Annotated in this window: 17 protein-coding genes and 1 pseudogene; 7 read left to right on the top strand and 11 right to left on the bottom strand. The window is 71.6% G+C overall.

The window, feature by feature from the left end; all coding sequences use genetic code 11:
- Positions 1–3: 3 nt before the first annotated feature.
- The 7 genes and pseudogenes from H030_RS0113990 to ftsE form a co-directional block, all read right to left on the bottom strand.
- Entirely contained in the window at positions 4–714 is a 711-nt protein-coding gene (locus tag H030_RS0113990) for a hypothetical protein (RefSeq protein ID WP_027006566.1), read from the bottom strand.
- A 182-nt stretch (positions 715–896) separates the two neighbouring features.
- On the bottom strand, positions 897–1,376 hold the full coding sequence (smpB, locus tag H030_RS0113985) for an SsrA-binding protein SmpB (protein ID WP_027006565.1): 480 nt from the start codon (positions 1,374–1,376) through the stop codon (positions 897–899).
- 315 nt (positions 1,377–1,691) lie between these two features.
- Entirely contained in the window at positions 1,692–3,512 is a 1,821-nt protein-coding gene (locus tag H030_RS32110; protein WP_081690812.1) for an RNB domain-containing ribonuclease, read from the bottom strand.
- Entirely contained in the window at positions 3,509–4,696 is a 1,188-nt protein-coding gene (locus H030_RS0113975) for a S41 family peptidase (RefSeq protein ID WP_027006564.1), read from the bottom strand. Before H030_RS0113975 ends, H030_RS32110 begins: the two co-directional genes overlap by 4 nt.
- 40 nt (positions 4,697–4,736) lie before the next feature.
- Positions 4,737–5,615 carry an alpha/beta fold hydrolase gene (locus H030_RS0113970; RefSeq protein WP_027006563.1) on the bottom strand — a complete coding sequence of 293 codons (879 nt, stop codon included), beginning with the start codon at positions 5,613–5,615 and terminating at the stop codon, positions 4,737–4,739.
- A gap of 56 nt (positions 5,616–5,671) precedes the next feature.
- A complete protein-coding gene (gene ftsX, locus H030_RS0113965; protein ID WP_027006562.1) occupies positions 5,672–6,565 on the bottom strand; it encodes a permease-like cell division protein FtsX in 894 nt (297 codons plus the stop codon).
- Positions 6,566–6,689: 124 nt separating this feature from the next.
- A pseudogene (gene ftsE / locus H030_RS32105) lies at positions 6,690–7,361 on the bottom strand (cell division ATP-binding protein FtsE); the annotation flags it as partial.
- Positions 7,362–7,506: 145 nt separating this feature from the next.
- On the opposite strand from ftsE, the gene H030_RS0113955 reads away from it, so the two are divergent.
- The 5 genes from H030_RS0113955 (at position 7,507) to H030_RS0113935 (ending at position 12,010) form a co-directional block, all read left to right on the top strand.
- Positions 7,507–8,751, top strand: a complete 1,245-nt coding sequence (locus H030_RS0113955; protein WP_027006561.1) for a M16 family metallopeptidase — start codon at positions 7,507–7,509, stop codon at positions 8,749–8,751.
- Between the two features lie 85 nt (positions 8,752–8,836).
- Entirely contained in the window at positions 8,837–9,181 is a 345-nt protein-coding gene (locus H030_RS0113950; protein ID WP_051223342.1) for a hypothetical protein, read from the top strand.
- Between the two features lie 81 nt (positions 9,182–9,262).
- A complete protein-coding gene (locus H030_RS37085) occupies positions 9,263–10,246 on the top strand; it encodes a hypothetical protein (protein ID WP_155892040.1) in 984 nt (327 codons plus the stop codon).
- 146 nt (positions 10,247–10,392) lie between these two features.
- The gene (locus tag H030_RS0113940; RefSeq protein WP_035127680.1) at positions 10,393–11,298 is read left to right on the top strand and encodes an alpha/beta fold hydrolase; all 906 of its coding nucleotides are present in this window, start codon (positions 10,393–10,395) and stop codon (positions 11,296–11,298) included.
- A gap of 22 nt (positions 11,299–11,320) precedes the next feature.
- On the top strand, positions 11,321–12,010 hold the full coding sequence (locus H030_RS0113935; RefSeq protein WP_027006557.1) for a DsbA family oxidoreductase: 690 nt from the start codon (positions 11,321–11,323) through the stop codon (positions 12,008–12,010).
- A gap of 156 nt (positions 12,011–12,166) precedes the next feature.
- Here the strand turns inward: H030_RS0113935 and H030_RS32090 are convergent, their stop codons facing one another.
- Genes H030_RS32090 through nadC form a run of 3 tightly spaced genes read right to left on the bottom strand, consistent with a single transcriptional unit; the run spans position 12,167 to position 14,699 of the window.
- Positions 12,167–12,811, bottom strand: a complete 645-nt coding sequence (locus H030_RS32090; RefSeq protein ID WP_035127677.1) for a TIGR02453 family protein — start codon at positions 12,809–12,811, stop codon at positions 12,167–12,169.
- 11 nt (positions 12,812–12,822) lie between these two features.
- On the bottom strand, positions 12,823–13,836 hold the full coding sequence (nadA, locus tag H030_RS0113925) for a quinolinate synthase NadA (RefSeq protein ID WP_027006556.1): 1,014 nt from the start codon (positions 13,834–13,836) through the stop codon (positions 12,823–12,825).
- An 8-nt stretch (positions 13,837–13,844) separates the two neighbouring features.
- Complete coding sequence (nadC, locus tag H030_RS0113920) at positions 13,845–14,699, bottom strand: carboxylating nicotinate-nucleotide diphosphorylase (protein WP_051222664.1); 855 nt, start codon at positions 14,697–14,699, stop codon at positions 13,845–13,847.
- A gap of 24 nt (positions 14,700–14,723) precedes the next feature.
- Between nadC and H030_RS0113915 the strand changes: the two genes are divergently transcribed.
- The gene (locus H030_RS0113915; protein WP_196809129.1) at positions 14,724–15,254 is read left to right on the top strand and encodes a hypothetical protein; all 531 of its coding nucleotides are present in this window, start codon (positions 14,724–14,726) and stop codon (positions 15,252–15,254) included.
- 57 nt (positions 15,255–15,311) lie between these two features.
- Positions 15,312–16,124: a tyrosine-protein phosphatase gene (locus H030_RS0113910; protein ID WP_027006553.1), complete on the top strand. Its 813-nt coding sequence runs from the start codon at positions 15,312–15,314 to the stop codon at positions 16,122–16,124.
- Positions 16,125–16,170: 46 nt separating this feature from the next.
- Here the strand turns inward: H030_RS0113910 and H030_RS0113905 are convergent, their stop codons facing one another.
- Positions 16,171–16,617, bottom strand: a complete 447-nt coding sequence (locus H030_RS0113905) for an SRPBCC family protein (protein WP_027006552.1) — start codon at positions 16,615–16,617, stop codon at positions 16,171–16,173.
- Between the last annotated feature and the right edge of the window lie 32 nt (positions 16,618–16,649).

The raw sequence follows: 16,649 nt of genomic DNA, 5'->3' as shown, positions 1-16,649 counted from the left end.
GGGCTACGGCTCCACGGTCATCCCGGGTGCGGTCGCCGGGGTCGTGACGGTGTAGGTCGCCGCGTAGGTCCCGGGGCTCGTCCTCGGGCCGCCGGGGCAGGCCGTCGCGGTGACGTAGTTGACGACGTCGTTGTTGAAGACGTCCCTCGACGGCGTCGCGACCCTCGCCGAGCCGTTGATCCACTGCTGGCCGCCGGCGCCCGGCGTCCCGTTGCCGATCGTCGTGGGCGCCGCGATCGTGACCTGACAGGCGAGGCCGAGGAACGAGATCACGACGTCGCAGCCCTGGGGCAGCTTCTCGAACGTGAAGGGCCTGCCGCCGTTGTAGTCGAAGGTCATGGTCGGCGGGATCGACGTGGCCCTACAGGACGCGGCGATCGCGACGCTCGCCGGGCCGAGCGGGCCGGAGCAGCCGGACCAGGCCAGCGCGACCGGCACCGTGATCGAGGTCGACGAGGAGATCGCCGGCGCGGTCCCGGCGATCCCGGCGGACCTGCACGCGACGGTGCCGATCGCCCCGCCGACGTTGAACATGGCGTTGCCGGACGTGAGCGCGAACGCGCCGCCCGGACCGGACCCGGCGGGACAGCTGACGCTCGGCGGTGAGCCGACGACGCACAGCGTCGTGGCCGACGCGCCGCCCGCACCGACGAGCGCGCACAGCGACGCCGCGGCGATCGCCGCGAGCGCGGCGACCGGCTTCATGGACTTCATGATGAGCTCCTCTTGCAACGTGCCGCGCGTGAGGGTGGCAAGCGCGAGCTCGCGAGCCGCGCAGCACCTGTCAGCACTCACGAACTGCGAGTTTGACGCTACGCCCGGCGGGACGCAGCCGCAATCGCCGAGGCCTGCCAGAGCGTCATGTAGGAGTCGCCCGGACGCGGGCGCGCCGCCGCCTACCGGCCGACTTCGCGCAGCGCGCGCTGGACGTCGCGCGCCTGGTCCTTCTTCTTCAGCGACTCGCGCTTGTCGTAGTGGTCCTTGCCGCGGGCGAGAGCGATCTCGACCTTGGCGCGCGAGTCCTTGAAGTAGATGCGGGTCGGGACGAGCGTCAGGCCCTTCTCGCGCGTCCGGCCGGAGATCCGCTCGATCTCGCGGCGGTTGAGCAGCAGCTTGCGCGGCCGCTCGGGCTCGTGGTTGTCGCGCGACGCCGGGGCGTAGGGCGGGATGTGGACGTTGTACATCCAGACCTCGCCCTCGCGGATCATCGCGAAGCCGTCCTTGAGCGAGGCACCGCTCTCGCGCAGCGCCTTCACCTCGGTTCCCTGCAGCACGAGACCCGCCTCGAGCTTGTCGAGGAACTCGTACTTGTGCGACGCCAGGCGATTGCTCGCGACGTCCCCTGGTGCGACCTTGCGCTTCTTGCCCTTCGCCATCTGACCTTCGAGTGTATGTCAGTCCTTCACGTCAGCCCCAGCGCCCGCCCTCGGCGCGTCCGGAAGCCGGGCGCTCGGGCGGAGAGCGCGAGGGGTCGGCGTGCCACGCTCGACCACGCATTGGTTGCGAGACATCGGCGTTGCCGCTGCAGCCGACCGCCCCGCAACGCCCGCGCGACCAGCGACGTCGAGACGCGTCTACCGAGTTCAGCGCCGCAGGTCGCGGTGGGCCGATCGTCCGGCCCGGATCGTCGTGGCTGACGTCGCCGGGCGAGTGCCGGTGGGCGCCAGCCCATCAAGCGATGGTCGGTGGCGTCAGGCGCGGCGAGGCGGCCCGGAGGATCGGTCCAGGTCGAGCTCGACGCGGCCGCGTGGTGGGTCGATGCGGCGGATCAGCACCGGGAGCGTCTGGCCGATCCGGACCGTCGCGCCGGACGGCTCGCCGGTGAGGATCGTGCCGGGCTCGTTGAGCTCCCACCAGTCGTCGCGGCCGCCGAGGCGGCGCGCGGGCAGGAAGCCCTCGAACGACGCGCCGAAGGACATGAACGCGCCGGCGCCGACGAGGCCGACGACCTCCGCCTCCTGCTCGCGCGGCAGCTTGGCCTCGAAGATCAGGCGCTCCAGCAGGAACGCGTTGGCGACGTCGTCCGCCGCGCGCTCGATCTGCATCGCGTCGCGCTCGCGCGACGAGGTCCAGTCGGCCGCCTCGGGCAGCGTCGAGGCGCGCGGCTCCTCCTCCCCACCGCCGACGGCGCTCAGCAGCGCCCGGTGGCAGACGAGGTCCGGGTAGCGCCGGATCGGCGAGGTGAAGTGCGCGTAGGCGGTCGAATGCAGCCCGGCGTGGCCCTTGTTCTCCGGCGAGTAGCGCGCCTGCTTGAGCGAGCGCAGGACCAGCGACGTCAACCCGCGGCCGCCGGTGCCGCCGCGGCGCCGGACCTCCTCGGCGACGAGCTGCGACGCCGCCGCGATGATCTCCGCCGCCTCACCCGGCTCGATCTGCTCCGGCACCGGCGGCGTCGGCACGCCGAGCGACGCGAGCTGCTCCATCAGCCGCTCGGCCGCCGGCGGCTCCGGGCGCTCGTGGATCCGGTAGAGCGCCGGGATCTCGCGCTCGCTCAGCAGCCGCGCGACGGCCTCGTTGGCCGCGATCATGAGGTGCTCGATCAGCTGATGGGACTCGGTCTGCACCGACGCCTCCGCCGCCTTGACGTGGCCGCCGCGGTCGAACGCGAACTCGGGCTCGGTCGACTCGACCGCCAGCGCGCCCGCCCGCTCGCGCCGCGCGCGCAACGCCGCGGACGCCGCACGGGCCGCGGCCAGCGGCGCCGCCCACGGCGCGGCGGCGTCCTCGGCGCCCGCGAAGATCCGGTCGACGCGGTCGTAGTCCAGACGCTGATCGCTCCGGACCAGCGAGCGGTAGAAGGACGTGCGCACGACGTCCTCCCCGCGCACCTCCAGCTCGACGGTCACCGCCAGCCGCTCCTGGTCCGGGACCAGCGAGCACGCGCCGTTGCTCAGCACCTCGGGCAGCATCGGCTCGACCGCGCCCGGGACGTAGACCGACGTCGCGCGCCGGTAGGCCTCGCGGTCGACCGCCGACCCCGACCGGACGTAGGCGCTGACGTCGGCGATGTGGACCCACACCCGCCAAGCGCCGTCGCCCGCCTCGCCGATCGCCTCCGCCGAGATCGCGTCGTCGAAGTCCCTCGCGGTCGCCGGGTCGATCGTGAACGTCGCCAGCGACCGCAGGTCGCGCCGCCTCCCGCGGTCCGGGTCGACCTTCTCGACCGCCTCGGCCGCCGCGCGCTCGACGCCCGGCGGGAACGAGCGGCGCAGCCCGCGGTCGAGCATCAGCGCCTCGATCACGTCGCGCGCGACGTCGGGCTTGCCGATGACCTTGACGACCTTCGGATGGCCGCGCACCTTGCCACCGGCGCGCACCAGCACGAGCTGCCCGGTGCGCCCGTTGCGCCCCGGGTCGACGACGAACGACGACCGCCGCCCCACGCCCCTGAGGTCGAAGAACGGCTCCAGCACGACGAAGCGGCCCTGCTTGGCCAGCACGCCGACCACGAACGACTCCGCCTGCTCGGGCCGGCCGCGCCGGCCCTGGCGCCCGTGGTCGCGGGGGCTCATGAAGCCTTCGCCGCGATGACGTCCAGCGCCTTGTCGAGCCCTTCGTCCTTGTTGGTGGTCTTGGGGTTGTCCTGGGCCTTGACGTCGGGCGTCAGGCCCGAGCCCGTGTCGGTGCCCTTGCCGCCGAGGTTGCGCCCGGACGGCAGGAAGTACTGGCCCGCGGTGATGTCGAGCGCGCCGCCGTTGGAGAGGTCGATGACCTCCTGGAAGACGCCCTTGCCGAACGTCCTGGTCCCGACGAGCTCCGCGCGCTTGCGGTCCTGCAGCGCGCCGCTGACGATCTCCGCCGCGCTCGCGCTGTTCCTGTCGACCAGCACGACCATCGGCAGCGTCGGCGCGATCGCGTCGCCGGTCGCGTCCAGCGTCCGGGTCGGCACCGAGCGGCCCTTGGTCGTGACGATCTTGCCGTCCTTCAGGAACTCGGACGCGACCAGCTGCGCCTCGGTCACCAGCCCGCCCGGGTTGCCGCGCAGGTCGAAGACCAACCCCTTCACCCTGTCCCTCAACTGCCTCTGAAGCGCGGCCGCGACCTCGGCGTGCGCGCCGCTCGAGAACTGCGACAGCACGATGATCCCGAGCTTCTTGCCGTCGACCGTCTTCTCGGCGCTCGCCACCACCGGCACGTCGATGTTCGACCGCGTCAGCGTCACGGTCCTCGTGTCCCTGCCGCGCCGCACCGTGATCTTCACGTCGGTGCCGAGCCTGCCCTGGATCAGCGCGATCGAGGCGTCGCTCGACCTGCCGTGCAGCGACGAGGTGCCGACGCCCGTGATCACGTCGCCGGGCCTGAGCTTGGCGCCCGACGCCGGCGAGTTGTCATACACCTTGGCGATCTTCAGCCCGTCCGGGTCCTTGATCACCTCGACGCCGATCCCCGCGAACTGGCCGTTCTGGTTCAACTTGAACGCCCTGTAGGACTCGGGGTCGAAGTAGTTGCTGAAGCGGTCGTTGAGCGACCTGACCGCCCCGCCGATCGCCCGGTTCGACAGGTCGTCCTTGCTGTACTCGCGGTAGTACGTGTTGTGGATGGTGTCGATCGCCTCCCCCATGATCCGCGTGTCGGAGTCGCCGACCAGCGGGTCGCGGATGAAGCCGGGCAGCCCGTTGGGATGGGCACCGACGTAGATCCCTGCGCAGAGCAGGATCAGGCAGAGGACCAGCGAGGCGAGGGCGCGGCGGATCATGGTCGCGCCACAGGCTAGGGGTCGGACTGTTGCGTCCGCGCTACGCCGCGGCGTCGAAGAACCCGGTGAGCAGCGCGTTCACGCGCTCGGGCTCGTCGTGCTGGACCCAGTGCGACGCGTTCGGCAGCCGCTCGACTCGCACATGCGGGACCAGCGTCGGCGACGGCTGCGCCATCGAGGCCATCAGGAACCGGTCCTGCTCACCCCAGATCACGAGCACCTCCGCGGGGATCGGCCGGTACAGCCTGCGGGCGCGGCCGATCGGCGTGCGCAGCGCGGCGCGGTACCAGTTGATCGGGCCCCGGAACCCCTCGGGCCCGCGCAGCGCCTCGACGTAGCGGTCCAGGTCGGCGTCGGTGAACGCGCCCTCGCGCGCGTCGCCGTAGGCGCGTGCGAGCGCGTCGCGCCCACCCCAGCCGAGCAGCCGCTCGGGCAGCCACGGCAGCTGGAAGAAGAACATGTACCAGCTGTGCAGCAACTGCTTGGGGTTGCGCATCAGCGTGCGCTGCATCGTGTCCGGGTGCGGCACGTTGAGGATCGCGAGGCGCTCGACGACCTCCGGGTGCAGCGTCGCGACCATCCACGCGACCGCCGCGCCCCAGTCGTGGCCGACGACGAACGCGCGCTCCTCGCCCGCCTCCCGGATCAGCGCCGCGACGTCGGCCGCGAGCAGCTCGATCCGGTAGTTGCGCCAGCCGACCGGCTTCTCGGACGACGCGTAGCCGCGCTGGTCCGGCGCGATCACGCGATAGCCCGCCTCGACCAGCGCCGGGATCTGCGAGCGCCATGACCACCAGAACTCCGGGAAGCCGTGCAGCAGCACGACCAGCGGGCCGGATCCGGCCTCGACGTAGTGCAGGCGGACGCCGTTGACGACGGCCTGCTTGTGCTGGACCTGGAGCTCCTCCGCGACGGCCATCGCGCAAGCCTACGGAACGGCCGCGTTCAGACTGTGCGGTTGCGCTCAGACCGCTTCTACACGCGCAGGAACTTGCGCAGCGACAGGCTCGAGCCCGCGGCGCTCACGCCGACGCTCGCGACCAGCAGCAGGATCGCCAGCAGCGCGAAGCCGATCGTCTGCGGCGCGGCGATCAGCGCGAAGTCGCTGGTCAGCGGGTCCAGCAGGGCGATCTTGCCGATCCCGAGCAGCAGGATCGCCGCCACGCCGCCGAGACCGCCGAGCACGACACCCTCGATCACGAACGGCCAGCGGATGAACGAGTCGGTCGCGCCGACCAGCTTCATGACCTCGACCTCGCGACGGCGCGAGAACAGCGACAGCCGGATCGTGTTGGAGATCAGGAGGATCGAGGCGATCACCAGCAGCACCGCCAGCCCGCCCATCGCGAGCTTCACGACGCGCGTCGCGGTCAGGATCTTGGTGGTCTCGTCCTTGCGGTTCTTGACCTGGTCGATCGACGCGTCGATCGGCTGGCGGCCGCCGGCCGCGGCGGTCGGAGCCAGGACGTCGCGGAGCTTCTGCACGTTGTCCGGGTCGTCCGGGGTCACGCGGAACGTGTCCGGCAGCGGGTTCGTGCCGAGCAGCTGGTAGGCCTCGGGGTTGCGCTTCTTCTCCTCGGCCAGCGCCCGGGCCTTGGAGACGTACTGCACGCTCTTGACGTGGTCGGTGCGCTTGAGCAGCGCCTCGACGCGGCTGGCGTCGGCCGGCTTGGCGTCCGACCTCAGGTACACGTCGACGAGCACGCGGCCACGCACCTCGTTGGCCGCGCCGGTCGTCGCCTGGACGACCGGGATGAACACGCCGAGGACGAGGACGGTGACGAGCACCGACGCCATCGCGGCGAAGGACGGGATCGCGTTCCGCGAGATCGAGCGGAACGCCTCCTTGATGAAGAAGCCAGGGCGCATGGGAAGTCTGAGCTAACTAGGAGAAGATGTCGTCGATGTCGTCCGACACCGACTTGCGTCGCGGCGCCGGCGCCGGCTCGCGCAGCAGCGCGCCGAACTCCGCCGTGTTCATGTCGCGCGGCGCGTAGGCCGCGTTGTGCTCGTCGCGCACCAGGACGCCCCTGTGGAGCTCGAGGACGCGCCGGCGCATGCGGTCGACCATCGTCGCGTCGTGCGTCGCGACGACGACGGTCGTGCCGGTCCGGTTGATCCGGTACAGCAGCTGCATGATCCCCACCGAGGTCTCCGGGTCGAGGTTGCCCGTGGGCTCGTCGGCCAGCAGCAGCGGCGGGTGGTTGACGAACGCGCGCGCCACGGCGACGCGCTGCTGCTCGCCGCCCGACAGCTGGTCCGGGAAGGAGTGCAACTTGGTCGCCAGGCCGGTGAGGCGCAGGATGTCCGGCACCTTGGCGCGGATCTCCTTGCGCGACTGGCCCGTGACCTGCAGCGCATAGGCGACGTTGTCGTAGACGGTCCGGTCCGGCAGGAGCTTGAAGTCCTGGAAGACGATGCCGATGTTGCGGCGGTAGAACGGGACCTTCTTGCGCGTGATCTCGCTCAGGTCGCGCCCGGCGACCTTGATCACCCCGGCGGTCGGCTCGATCTCCTTGATCAGGAGCTTCATGAGCGTGGACTTGCCCGACCCCGTCGAACCGACGAGGAAGACGAACTCCCCGCGCTGGATCGAGAAGGTCGCGGAGTCCAGGCCGCCGTTGGTGGGCCCATAGGACTTGGAGACGCCGCGGAAGTCGATCACCGACGGTGCCCGGTCCTCGGGCGCCGCCTTGCGGTCGAGCTCCTGCTTGTGGCGTTCGACGATGGCCATACGGATCCGACGTTAGCCGTGGCGTCCCGGATCCCTGCCTGCTGCACGCTTCCATGCACCGGCTAGATTGAGCTTCGTGCCCTCCATCACCAGCGAGACCCTCGCCAACGGCCTGCCGCTTCACCGCATCGCCCTGCCGGGCACGCGGGCGGTCACGATCCTCGTCGCGTTCGACGCCGGCGCCCGGACCGAGCGGCCCGAGGAGAACGGCATGGCGCACTTCCTCGAGCACCTCGTGTTCAAGGGCGGCGAGAAGTTCGACCACTACAAGAAGGTCAACGAGACCGCCGAGCGCATGGGCGGCACGCTCAACGCCTACACCTCGCACGACCTCGTCGCGTTCCACATCACCGTGCGCGCGGAGGCGGCCCCGGAGGCGATCGACCTCCTGACCGACTTCGTCGGGCGCCCGCTGATCGACGCCGAGGAGCTCGACAGGGAGCGCGGCGTCGTGATCCAGGAGATCCAGCGCTACAAGGACCAGCCGTCGTCGGTCGCCGAGGAGCTGATCGACAAGGCCGCGTTCGGCGACCACCCGCTGGGCCGGACGGTCCTGGGGCCGGAGGAGCACCTGCGCACGTTCTCGCGCGAGGCGATCGTCGCGTTCCGCGAGCGCCGCTGGGCGGGCGCGCGCGGTGGCGCGTTTGTGGTCGGCAACGTCGACCACGTGGACGACGCCGCGGGCAGGCTGTTCGAGCGCTTCCCGACGCTGGACGTCCCGAGCGCGTTCGAGCCGGCGCCGTCGCTGCAGCTGGAGAAGCTGGTCGAGCGCCGCGACTCCAACCAGTCGCACCTGCGGATCATGTACGCGCCTTCGATCGACGCGACGGATCCGGCGGAGCGCGCCGCGCTGACGATCTACTCGACGCTGCTGGGCGGCTCGATGGGCTCGCGCCTGTTCGACGAGATCCGCGAGCAGCGCGGGCTCTGCTACTCGGTCTACGCGGTCGACCACGCGCTGGCGGACGCCGCGATCCTGCAGCTGGGCGCGGGCCTGGAGTCGTCGAAGACCGGCGAGGCCTACGCGCGCATGCGCGAGATCGTGGCCGAGCTGCACGCCGACGGGCCGACCGAGGAGGAGGTCGAGCGCGCGCGGGCCTACGCGGCCGGCCGTCGCGTCCTGGCCTTCGAGAACACCAACGCGGTCGCGCGCTTCGCGGCCTCCCAGGCGATCGTGTTCGGCGAGTCGATCGATCCGGATGTCGCGATCGCGGCGCTGGACGCCGTGACGTTCGACGAGGTCGCCGCGATCGCCAAGAAGGTCGACCCGGAGGCCGCCGCGGTGGCGTGCGTCGGGCCGCACGGGGCGGACGAGTTCTGACGTCTGGCCCCGTAGTTCTTCGGGAAGCAGTGGCGCCGCGGCGCGCGGTGTGGGACAGTCACGCGTCGTGGCTGCGGTGGCGGAGATGCTGAACGAGCGTGAGCTGGGCCGGTACGTCCAGCGGGTCGATGGTCGCTGGCCGCTGTCCCGCGTCATCGTCGGCGGCGCAAGGGTCCTGGATCTCCAGGGCGCGCCGCCCCAGCGCGAGCGCGGCCAGGAGTACGTGGTGCTCCTGATCTCCGAGTACTTCGCGGGTGTTCCGTGGCTGGAGCGCGTCTACCAGGCGGCCAACTTGTGGGATGCGGCGGAGATGGCGGGCGCGGCCGACGTGCACTGCTACACGCCCGGCGAGTTCGAGCGCAAGAGGGGCTCGCTGCCCGTCGTCCGGAACGTCGCCGAGTACGGCGTGGACCTGATCGCCCAGAACTAGGTAGTACGGGCGCGGACAAGTGGCCAGCGGCGGACGCCGTTGGTCAATCGCCCGGGTGAGGCGGTCGATTCCGAGGCCAACATGCCTCTCGCCCCCACCCGCCTGGCCGCCGTGTGCGCGGTCGCGCTCTGCACCTGCGCGCTCCCCGCGACCGCTTCCGCGAAGAAGAGCGCCTCCCCGAAGCTGCCCAAGACGTTCATGAAGAAGTACCACGTCAAGGGCGCCGCGGCCGATCCGGATCGCGACGGGCTGACGAACCTGACGGAGTACCGGGCGCACACGAACCCGAAGAAGAAGGACACCGACAAGGACGGCGTCCTCGATGCGTCGGAGGACTTCGACCACGACGGGCTCGACAACGCGACCGAGCAGCGCGCGGGGACGAACCCGGGGCTGAAGGACAGCGACCACGACGGCAAGCCGGACGCGCGCGAGGACGCCGACCACGACGGGTTGAACAACCTGGCCGAGCAGAACACGGCCAACGACCCGGGCGATCCGGACTCCGACGACGACGGGGTCCGCGACGGCGCCGAGAACGCCGGGCAGGTCGTGGCGTTCAACGGGTCGGTACTGACGCTGCGCTTGGCGTCGACCGGCAAGATCGTGAAGGCGGGCGTCGACGACGCGACGGCCGTGGAGTGCAACGGCACCGAGGACTACGAGGCGGCGTACGACGACGACACGTCGTCGTCGGATGACACGTCGGCGGACGACTCGGGCGACGACTCGTTCTCGGATGACACGTCGGGCGACTCGGGCGATGACACGTCGGATGACTCGGGCGACGATTCGTCGTCCGATGACTCGTCGGACGACGACACGCCGGCCGCCTCGGACGCGCGCTTCGTGCGCGCGCAGGATGCGGCGTCCTCGGATGACACGTCGTCGGACTACTCGGACGATGACGCCGGCGACGACGCGGGCGACGACACGACGTCCGATGACTCCTCGTGCCTCGACACGCTCGACGCCGGCGCGTGGGTCCACGAGTCCGCCCTCTCGACCGACGACACGGGCGCGACGGTCTTCGACGCGGTCGCGCTGGTCGACGACGGCGAGTAGGCGAGTCCTACAACAAGCTTGATCCCGCCGGAGGTGCTCGGCGGGGTCTTCGAAGCCGCGGTGCGGCACGGCGGCGGCGCGGGGGCGTACGGCCGCCGTGCTGCTCCACGGCTTTCTTTCGTGTGTCGCCGGCCCGTGTGGCGGGCATGGTCCGGGGCGTGTTCTTCGAGGGGTTCGCGAGCGAGGACGTCGATCTCGGCGAGGGCGTGACGAGCCGGGTCCGGGTCGGCGGTCCGGAGGGCGGGGACGTCGTCGTGCTGTTGCACGGGCATCCGCGGACGGGCGCGACGTGGTGGCGCGTCGCGGGGCTGCTCGCGGCGGAGGGGTTCCGGGTCGTCGTGCCGGACCTGCGCGGCTACGGGCGCTCGCGCGCGCCGCGGGATGAGCCTGCGCATGCGCAGGCGTCGAAGCGGGCGCTGGCGGGCGATGTCGTTGGGGTGGTCGATCGCGTTGTTGGTGGTGATGACGCGCGGTTCGCGGTCGTGGGGCACGACCGCGGGGCGCTGGTCGCGTTCCGGGCGGCGATGGACTGGCCGGAGCGCGTGAGCAAGTTGGTGGTCATGGACGGGCTGCCGGTGATCGAGCACCTGGAGCGCGTCAACGCGGAGTTCGCGGCGTCCTGGTGGCACTGGTGGTTCATGGGCCAGACCGACAAGCCGGCGGAGACCGTGATCGGCCGCGACCCGACGTGGTGGTACCGCGTCGCGGGCCCGGAGGTCATGGGGCGCGAGGCGTGGGCGGAGCTGCAGGACGCGCTGCGCGATCCCGCCGTGATCCACGCGATGTGCGAGGACTACCGCGCGGGGCTGACGATCGACCGCGAGCACGACGCGGCGGACCGCGAGGCGGGGCGGCGCGTGGCGTGCCCCACGTTGGTGCTGTGGTCGTCGGGCGACGACATGTATGACTTGTACGGCGAGCCGATCCCGCTCTGGCGCCCGTGGGTCTCCCCCGTCGTCGAGCTGCTCGCCGACGCCGTCGACTCCGGGCACCATCAGGCCGAGGAGGCGCCGGACGAGGTCGCCGCGAAGCTGACGCGGTTCCTGCGCTGAGCGACGTCCTACCCTCGAAGGCATGGAGCTCGAGATCTGGTCGGACATCGCGTGCCCGTGGTGCTACGTCGGCAAGAAGCGCATGGAGCAGGCGCTGGCCGAGTTCCCGCACGCCGATGAGGTCAACGTGACGTGGCGCTCGTTCGAGCTGGACCCGAGCGCGCCCGCGTCGCGCGACGAGTCGCACGTCGAGCTGATCGCCAAGAAGTACGGCCGGACCGTCGAGCAGGTCGAGCAGATGGACGCGCAGCTGACCGCCGTTGCTGCCGACGACGGGATCGAGATGAAGCTGTCGGGCATTCGGTCCGGCAACACGTTCGACGGCCATCGCCTGATCCACCTCGCCGCCGAGCACGGGCTGCAGGTCGAGATGAAGGAGCGGCTGATGCACGCGTACTTCACCGAGAACGCTTTGGTGAGCGACCACGACACGCTCTTGGCGCTCGGCACCGAGGTCGGCCTCCCGGAGGAGTCGGTGCGCGAGGTCCTGCTCACCGAGCGCTTCGCCGAAGAGGTCCGCGCCGACGAGCGCGACGCGCAGAACGCCGGCATCTCCGCCGTCCCCTGCTTCGTGATCGACCGCAAATACGGCGCCTCCGGGGCCCAGGACCCCACCGTCCTGCTGCAGTTCCTCAACCACGGCTGGTCCGAGTCCCACCCGGCCATCCAGGTCGTCGCCGAAGGCGACGCCTGCGGCCCGGACGGCTGCTGAACCGCGCCTCCGGACCGCCTCGCCGCGGAGAGCGCGGCGAGATGCCACGCCAGAGACGACCACGCACCGGTTGCGAAACGCCAGCGCGACCAATGCAGGCGACCGCCCCGCAGCAACCGAGCCATCGGCGGCGACGAGGCGCGTCTGCCGAGGGGGTCAGCGGCGGCGGGGTTCGTCGGGTGGGCCGACGTGGGTGTCGAGCCAGGCGAGGAGGGGTGTTGAGGCGGTCCAGGTCTCGGTGAGGTGGGAGAGCGCCACCTCGCGGCCGATACCGGCTTGCTGGTCCGGCGCCAGGCGTGCGCCGCAGATGAGCATCTTGTGGCGCAGCAGCGTCGCGCGTGGGTGGTCGCGGGGGTAGCCGCGGGGTGCGGTCTTCAGCGACTCGCCCCAGGTCTCGATGCCCGCGGCGTCGAGCGAGCCGATGATCGACTCGATCTCCCCGCCGCTCGTGGGGTCGTCCACCGCCTGGCGGAACCGGTCGAGCTGGCCGCGGTCCATCCCGTAGGCGCCGGTCCCGGCGAACAGCCCGTCGGGCGACAGCTCGGCGTACAACCTGCCGTCGATCGTCCCGTACGCGCGCGTCTTGTACGGCGACTTGTCCTTCGAGAACCGGATGTCCCGGTTCGGCCGCGCGATCCACACCGGCGCGCCGGAGGCCAACTCCTCCAACAACTCGGTCAGCGGACCGCGCACCGCGTTGTCATACGTGTCGCGGTGCGCGGTGAACCAGTCCCGGTTGTTGTTGTCCGCCAAGTCCGAGAACCAGGCGAACGCCGCGGACGGGAAGCCGCCGAAGGCCACGGGCGCGGCCTCTAGCCGATCGCGACCATGCGCTCGATCGGCACGCGCGCCCGCTCGGCCAGCGCCGGGTCGACCCTGACCTCGCCGCTCAGGTCGCGCAGCGCGTCGCGCAGCTTCGGCAGCGTGATCATCTTCATGTACTTGCACGACGCGCGCTCGTTGGCGGCGATGAAGTCGACGTCCGGCGCGGCCATGCGCAGCTGGTGCAGCATGCCGGTCTCGGTCGCCATGATCGCGGCGCCGCCGTGGCCCGCGTGCTCGCGCGCGTAGTCGAGCATCCCGCCGGTCGAGAGCATGTGCACGCCCTCGGTGGCGATGTCGCCGGACGCCACGTACTCCATGACCTGCGTCGTGCAGCCGCACTCCGGGTGCACGAGGAACTCCGCGTCCGGGTGGGCGGCGCGCACGGCGGTGATGTCGTCCGGCCGGATCCCCGCGTGCACGTGGCACTCGCCGTCCCACACGTGGAAGGTCCCGGAGCCGTTCAGCCCGAGCTCCTTGGCGACGTACGCGCCGAGCCACATGTCCGGGCCGAACAGGATCGGGACGTCCGTCCCGTGCTCGGCGCGGATGTGCTCGACGACCTTGACGGCGTTGGACGACGTCACGCAGTAGTCGGTCAGCGCCTTGGTCTCGGCCGTCGTGTTGACGTACATGACGGTCACCGCGCCGGGGTGCCTGGCCTGCCAGGCGCGCAGCTGGTCCGGGGTGATCGAGTCGGCGAGCGAGCAGCCGGCGTCGAGGTCCGGGATGATCACGGTCTTCTGCGGCGACAGGATCGACGCCGTCTCGGCCATGAAGTGGACGCCGCAGAAGGCGATCACGTCGGCGTCGGCGGCGGCCGCCTGGCGGCTCAACCCGAGCGAGTCGCCGACGTAGTCCGCGGCGTCCTGGACCTCGGGTACCTGGTAGTTGTGCGCCAGGATGACTGCGTTGCGCTCTTGTGCGAGCGCGCGAACCTCTGCGGTCAGCGCGCTACGTTCGTCGGCCGTGAGGGCCGGGGAACCAGTGGGGCTGGGGGCCATGGGGAGGTTCATGGCAGACGCTCCAATATGAGGGAGAGATCTAGGGCCGGTGCGGAGTGCGTGAGCGCTCCGACCGAGATGAAGTCTACCCCGGTCTCGGCCGCAGCCCGGACCGTGGTCAGGTCGATGTTCCCGGAGGCCTCCAGCTCGGCCCGCCCGGCGACCTCGGTTGCCACCGCACGCATCGTGTCCGGCGCCATGTTGTCGAGCAGGATCCGGGTCGCTCCGGCCGCCAGGGCCTCCCGCACCTGCTCGGGCGTCTCGGCCTCGATCTCGATCTGCAGCCCGGGTGCGTGCAGCTGCGCGGCGTGGACCGCCTCGGTCACCCCTCCGGCCGCCTCGATGTGGTTCTCCTTGATGAGCACCATGTCGAACAGGCCGAAGCGATGCGACGTCCCGCCGCCCGCGACGACCGCGGCCTTCTCGAGCGCGCGCAGCGTCGGCGTGGTCTTGCGCGTGTCGAGGATCCGGGCGCCCGTGCCCGCGACCTGCTCGACGTAGCGGGCGGTCAGCGTGGCGACGCCCGACAGGCGCTGCAGGAAGTTCAGGGCGGTGCGCTCGGCGGTCAGGATCGCGGCGGTGCTGCCGCCCACGCGCAGGACCGGCGTCCCGGACTCCTGCCAGACGCCCTCGGGCGCGAGGCGCTCGATCTCGACCTCGGGGTCGGTCTGCTCGAACGCGATCTCGGCGAGGTCGAGGCCGAAGACGACGCCGGGGGCCTTCTGGGTGATGGTCGCGCGCGCCTGAGCGCCGGGCGGAACGGTCGCGGAGGTGGTCGCGTCGCCGTCGCCGATGTCCTCCGCGAGCGCGCGGGCGACGACGTCGGCGACGAAGTTGGGGTCCAGTGGCGGGGGCGATGGCATCGGATCGGTGAGGATATGGGGCACGTGAGCGTTGACCTCGACTCCTGGATACCAGCTCCCGCCGTCCGGACCCGCCATCGCCGCGATTCCGTTGCACCTCCGGCGGACCTCTGGAACACGGCGCGTGGGTTGCGTGTCGATGCGACCGGACCGCTGGGGCGGCTCGTGCGCTGGCGGATCCCGGGGCTGCCGGATGGCGTGACGTACGCGGAGCTGTTCGCGTCGCCGCCGTTCACGGTGTTGGACGAGGGCGACGGGTGGTCGGTGAGCGGGCTCGTCGGGCGGATCTGGACGCTGCGGCGCGACTACCCGCGGGTGGAGGGCGCCGAGGCGTTCGCGCGCTGGGCCGAGCCCGGGACGGTCCGGGTGGTGTTCGCGCACTGGGTGGAGGAGCGCGAGGGCGGCTCGGTCCTGCTGAGCGAGGCGCGCGTCGCGCCGGTCGACCGTGGTGCCGCGCTGCGGCTGCGCGCGCTGTGGGCGGTCGTCGGGCCGTGGGAGCGGCTGATCGGCGGCGAAGCGCTGGCGCGCGTCGTCAGGACCGCGGAGGCTTCGTGACGGAACTGCGCAGTTCGGGGGTCTGACGGCGGTCGCCCGCTACGTTGGATCGTGCCCATGACGCCGCTCGACACCGCACCCCGTTGGATCGACCTGGAGGGCGCGGTCAACGCGCGTGACGTCGGCGGGCTGCCGCTGGCCGACGGGTCCGGGACGGTCGCGCCGCGGCGGCTGCTGCGGTCCGACAACCTCCAGGACCTGACGCCGCGCGACGTCGCGACGCTCGTCGACGACCACGGGCTGCGCGCCGTCATCGACCTGCGCACGGGCGCGGAGGTGCACCTCGAGGGTCCGGGGCCGCTGTTGCGCGAGGCGCGCGTGGTCGTCGAGCACCGCTCGCTGTACCCGGAGGCCGGTGAGCGGACCGACGCGATCAGGGTCGACACGATCGTCCCGTGGCAGAACGGCGACCACGGCGCCGACCTGCCCGACGAGACGCCGACCGTACGGACCTACTTCGGGTACCTGGAGCGCCGTCCCGACTCCATCGTCGCCGCCCTGCGCACGATCGCCGAGCCGCCCGAAGATGGCGCGGCGCTGATCCACTGCGCCGCCGGCAAGGACCGCACCGGCCTTGTCATCGCACTTGCCCTGGAGATCGCCGGCGCCGACCGCACCGCGATCATCGCCGACTACGCCCTCACCTCCGAGCGCATCGACGCCATCGTCCACCGCCTCGCGTCCACGCCCACCTACGCGCAGGACATGCAGACCTCGGACCCCCAGCACCACGCAGCCCGCCCGGAGTCGATGGAACGCATCCTGCAACTGCTCGACGAGCGCCACGGCTCGCCCGCGGCCTGGGCGGCCGAGCACGGCCTCGAGGACGACGCGGCCGCCGCGCTCCGCGCGCGCCTGCGCGCGGCCTGACCGCCGAGCCACGCCGAGCCCACGGCGTGACCGCGCCGCCCCTCCCCTAGCCGGCGACGGCGTCGCGCCGGCGCGCCAGCTCCCCGAGCCGCCGCAGTGCCTCGTCGTTGCGACGGTGCAGGATCCTGTCGGCGAGCGGGTTGAACACGACCCGGCTGATCGCGTCGCCGGGACCCTCGCCCATCGTGACCTCGGTGTGGTCGCCGTGGGCGACGAGGTCGAGCGTGACGCGGGCGGTCCCGAACGGGCGGGCGCGGGCCTGGAGCACCAGGTGCACGGGCGCGGTGACCTCGAGCACCTCGGTGTTGTCGTTGAGCTTGAACGGCCCGGTGCCGATCCGGTGGTGCAGCTTGGCGCCGACGGCGGGCCAGGAGGCGTCGGCGTCACGGATGCTGTCGGAGCCGACGACCCAGTAGGCGTAGCTGCCGGGGTCGGACAGGACGGCGAAGACCTGGTCGACCGGCGCGGAGATGGTGGCGACGTTGGTGGCCATGTTGTACATGTTGGTACCCGTCGCCGGACCGG

Source organism: Conexibacter woesei Iso977N (genome assembly GCF_000424625.1).
GTDB lineage: Bacteria > Actinomycetota > Thermoleophilia > Solirubrobacterales > Solirubrobacteraceae > Baekduia > Baekduia woesei_A.
Note: the sequence above shows the minus strand (reverse complement) of the source record. Positions and strands in the feature narration are given on the sequence as shown.

Bases quoted from the DNA above. Each gene is read 5' to 3' on its own strand.
- H030_RS0113910 (WP_027006553.1), top strand. From the start codon at position 15,312: ATGACGCCGCTCGACACCGCACCCCGTTGGATCGACCTGGAGGGCGCG.
- H030_RS37085 (WP_155892040.1), top strand. From the start codon at position 9,263: ATGCCTCTCGCCCCCACCCGCCTGGCCGCCGTGTGCGCGGTCGCGCTC.
- H030_RS0113990 (WP_027006566.1), bottom strand. From the start codon at position 714: ATGAAGTCCATGAAGCCGGTCGCCGCGCTCGCGGCGATCGCCGCGGCG.
- smpB (WP_027006565.1), bottom strand. From the start codon at position 1,376: ATGGCGAAGGGCAAGAAGCGCAAGGTCGCACCAGGGGACGTCGCGAGC.
- ftsX (WP_027006562.1), bottom strand. From the start codon at position 6,565: ATGCGCCCTGGCTTCTTCATCAAGGAGGCGTTCCGCTCGATCTCGCGG.
- H030_RS32110 (WP_081690812.1), bottom strand. From the start codon at position 3,512: ATGAGCCCCCGCGACCACGGGCGCCAGGGCCGGCGCGGCCGGCCCGAG.
- H030_RS0113940 (WP_035127680.1), top strand. From the start codon at position 10,393: ATGGTCCGGGGCGTGTTCTTCGAGGGGTTCGCGAGCGAGGACGTCGAT.
- H030_RS0113935 (WP_027006557.1), top strand. From the start codon at position 11,321: ATGGAGCTCGAGATCTGGTCGGACATCGCGTGCCCGTGGTGCTACGTC.
- H030_RS0113975 (WP_027006564.1), bottom strand. From the start codon at position 4,696: ATGATCCGCCGCGCCCTCGCCTCGCTGGTCCTCTGCCTGATCCTGCTC.
- H030_RS0113905 (WP_027006552.1), bottom strand. From the start codon at position 16,617: ATGGCCACCAACGTCGCCACCATCTCCGCGCCGGTCGACCAGGTCTTC.
- nadC (WP_051222664.1), bottom strand. From the start codon at position 14,699: ATGCCATCGCCCCCGCCACTGGACCCCAACTTCGTCGCCGACGTCGTC.
- H030_RS0113950 (WP_051223342.1), top strand. From the start codon at position 8,837: ATGCTGAACGAGCGTGAGCTGGGCCGGTACGTCCAGCGGGTCGATGGT.
- H030_RS0113970 (WP_027006563.1), bottom strand. From the start codon at position 5,615: ATGGCCGTCGCGGAGGAGCTCCAGGTCCAGCACAAGCAGGCCGTCGTC.
- nadA (WP_027006556.1), bottom strand. From the start codon at position 13,836: ATGGCCCCCAGCCCCACTGGTTCCCCGGCCCTCACGGCCGACGAACGT.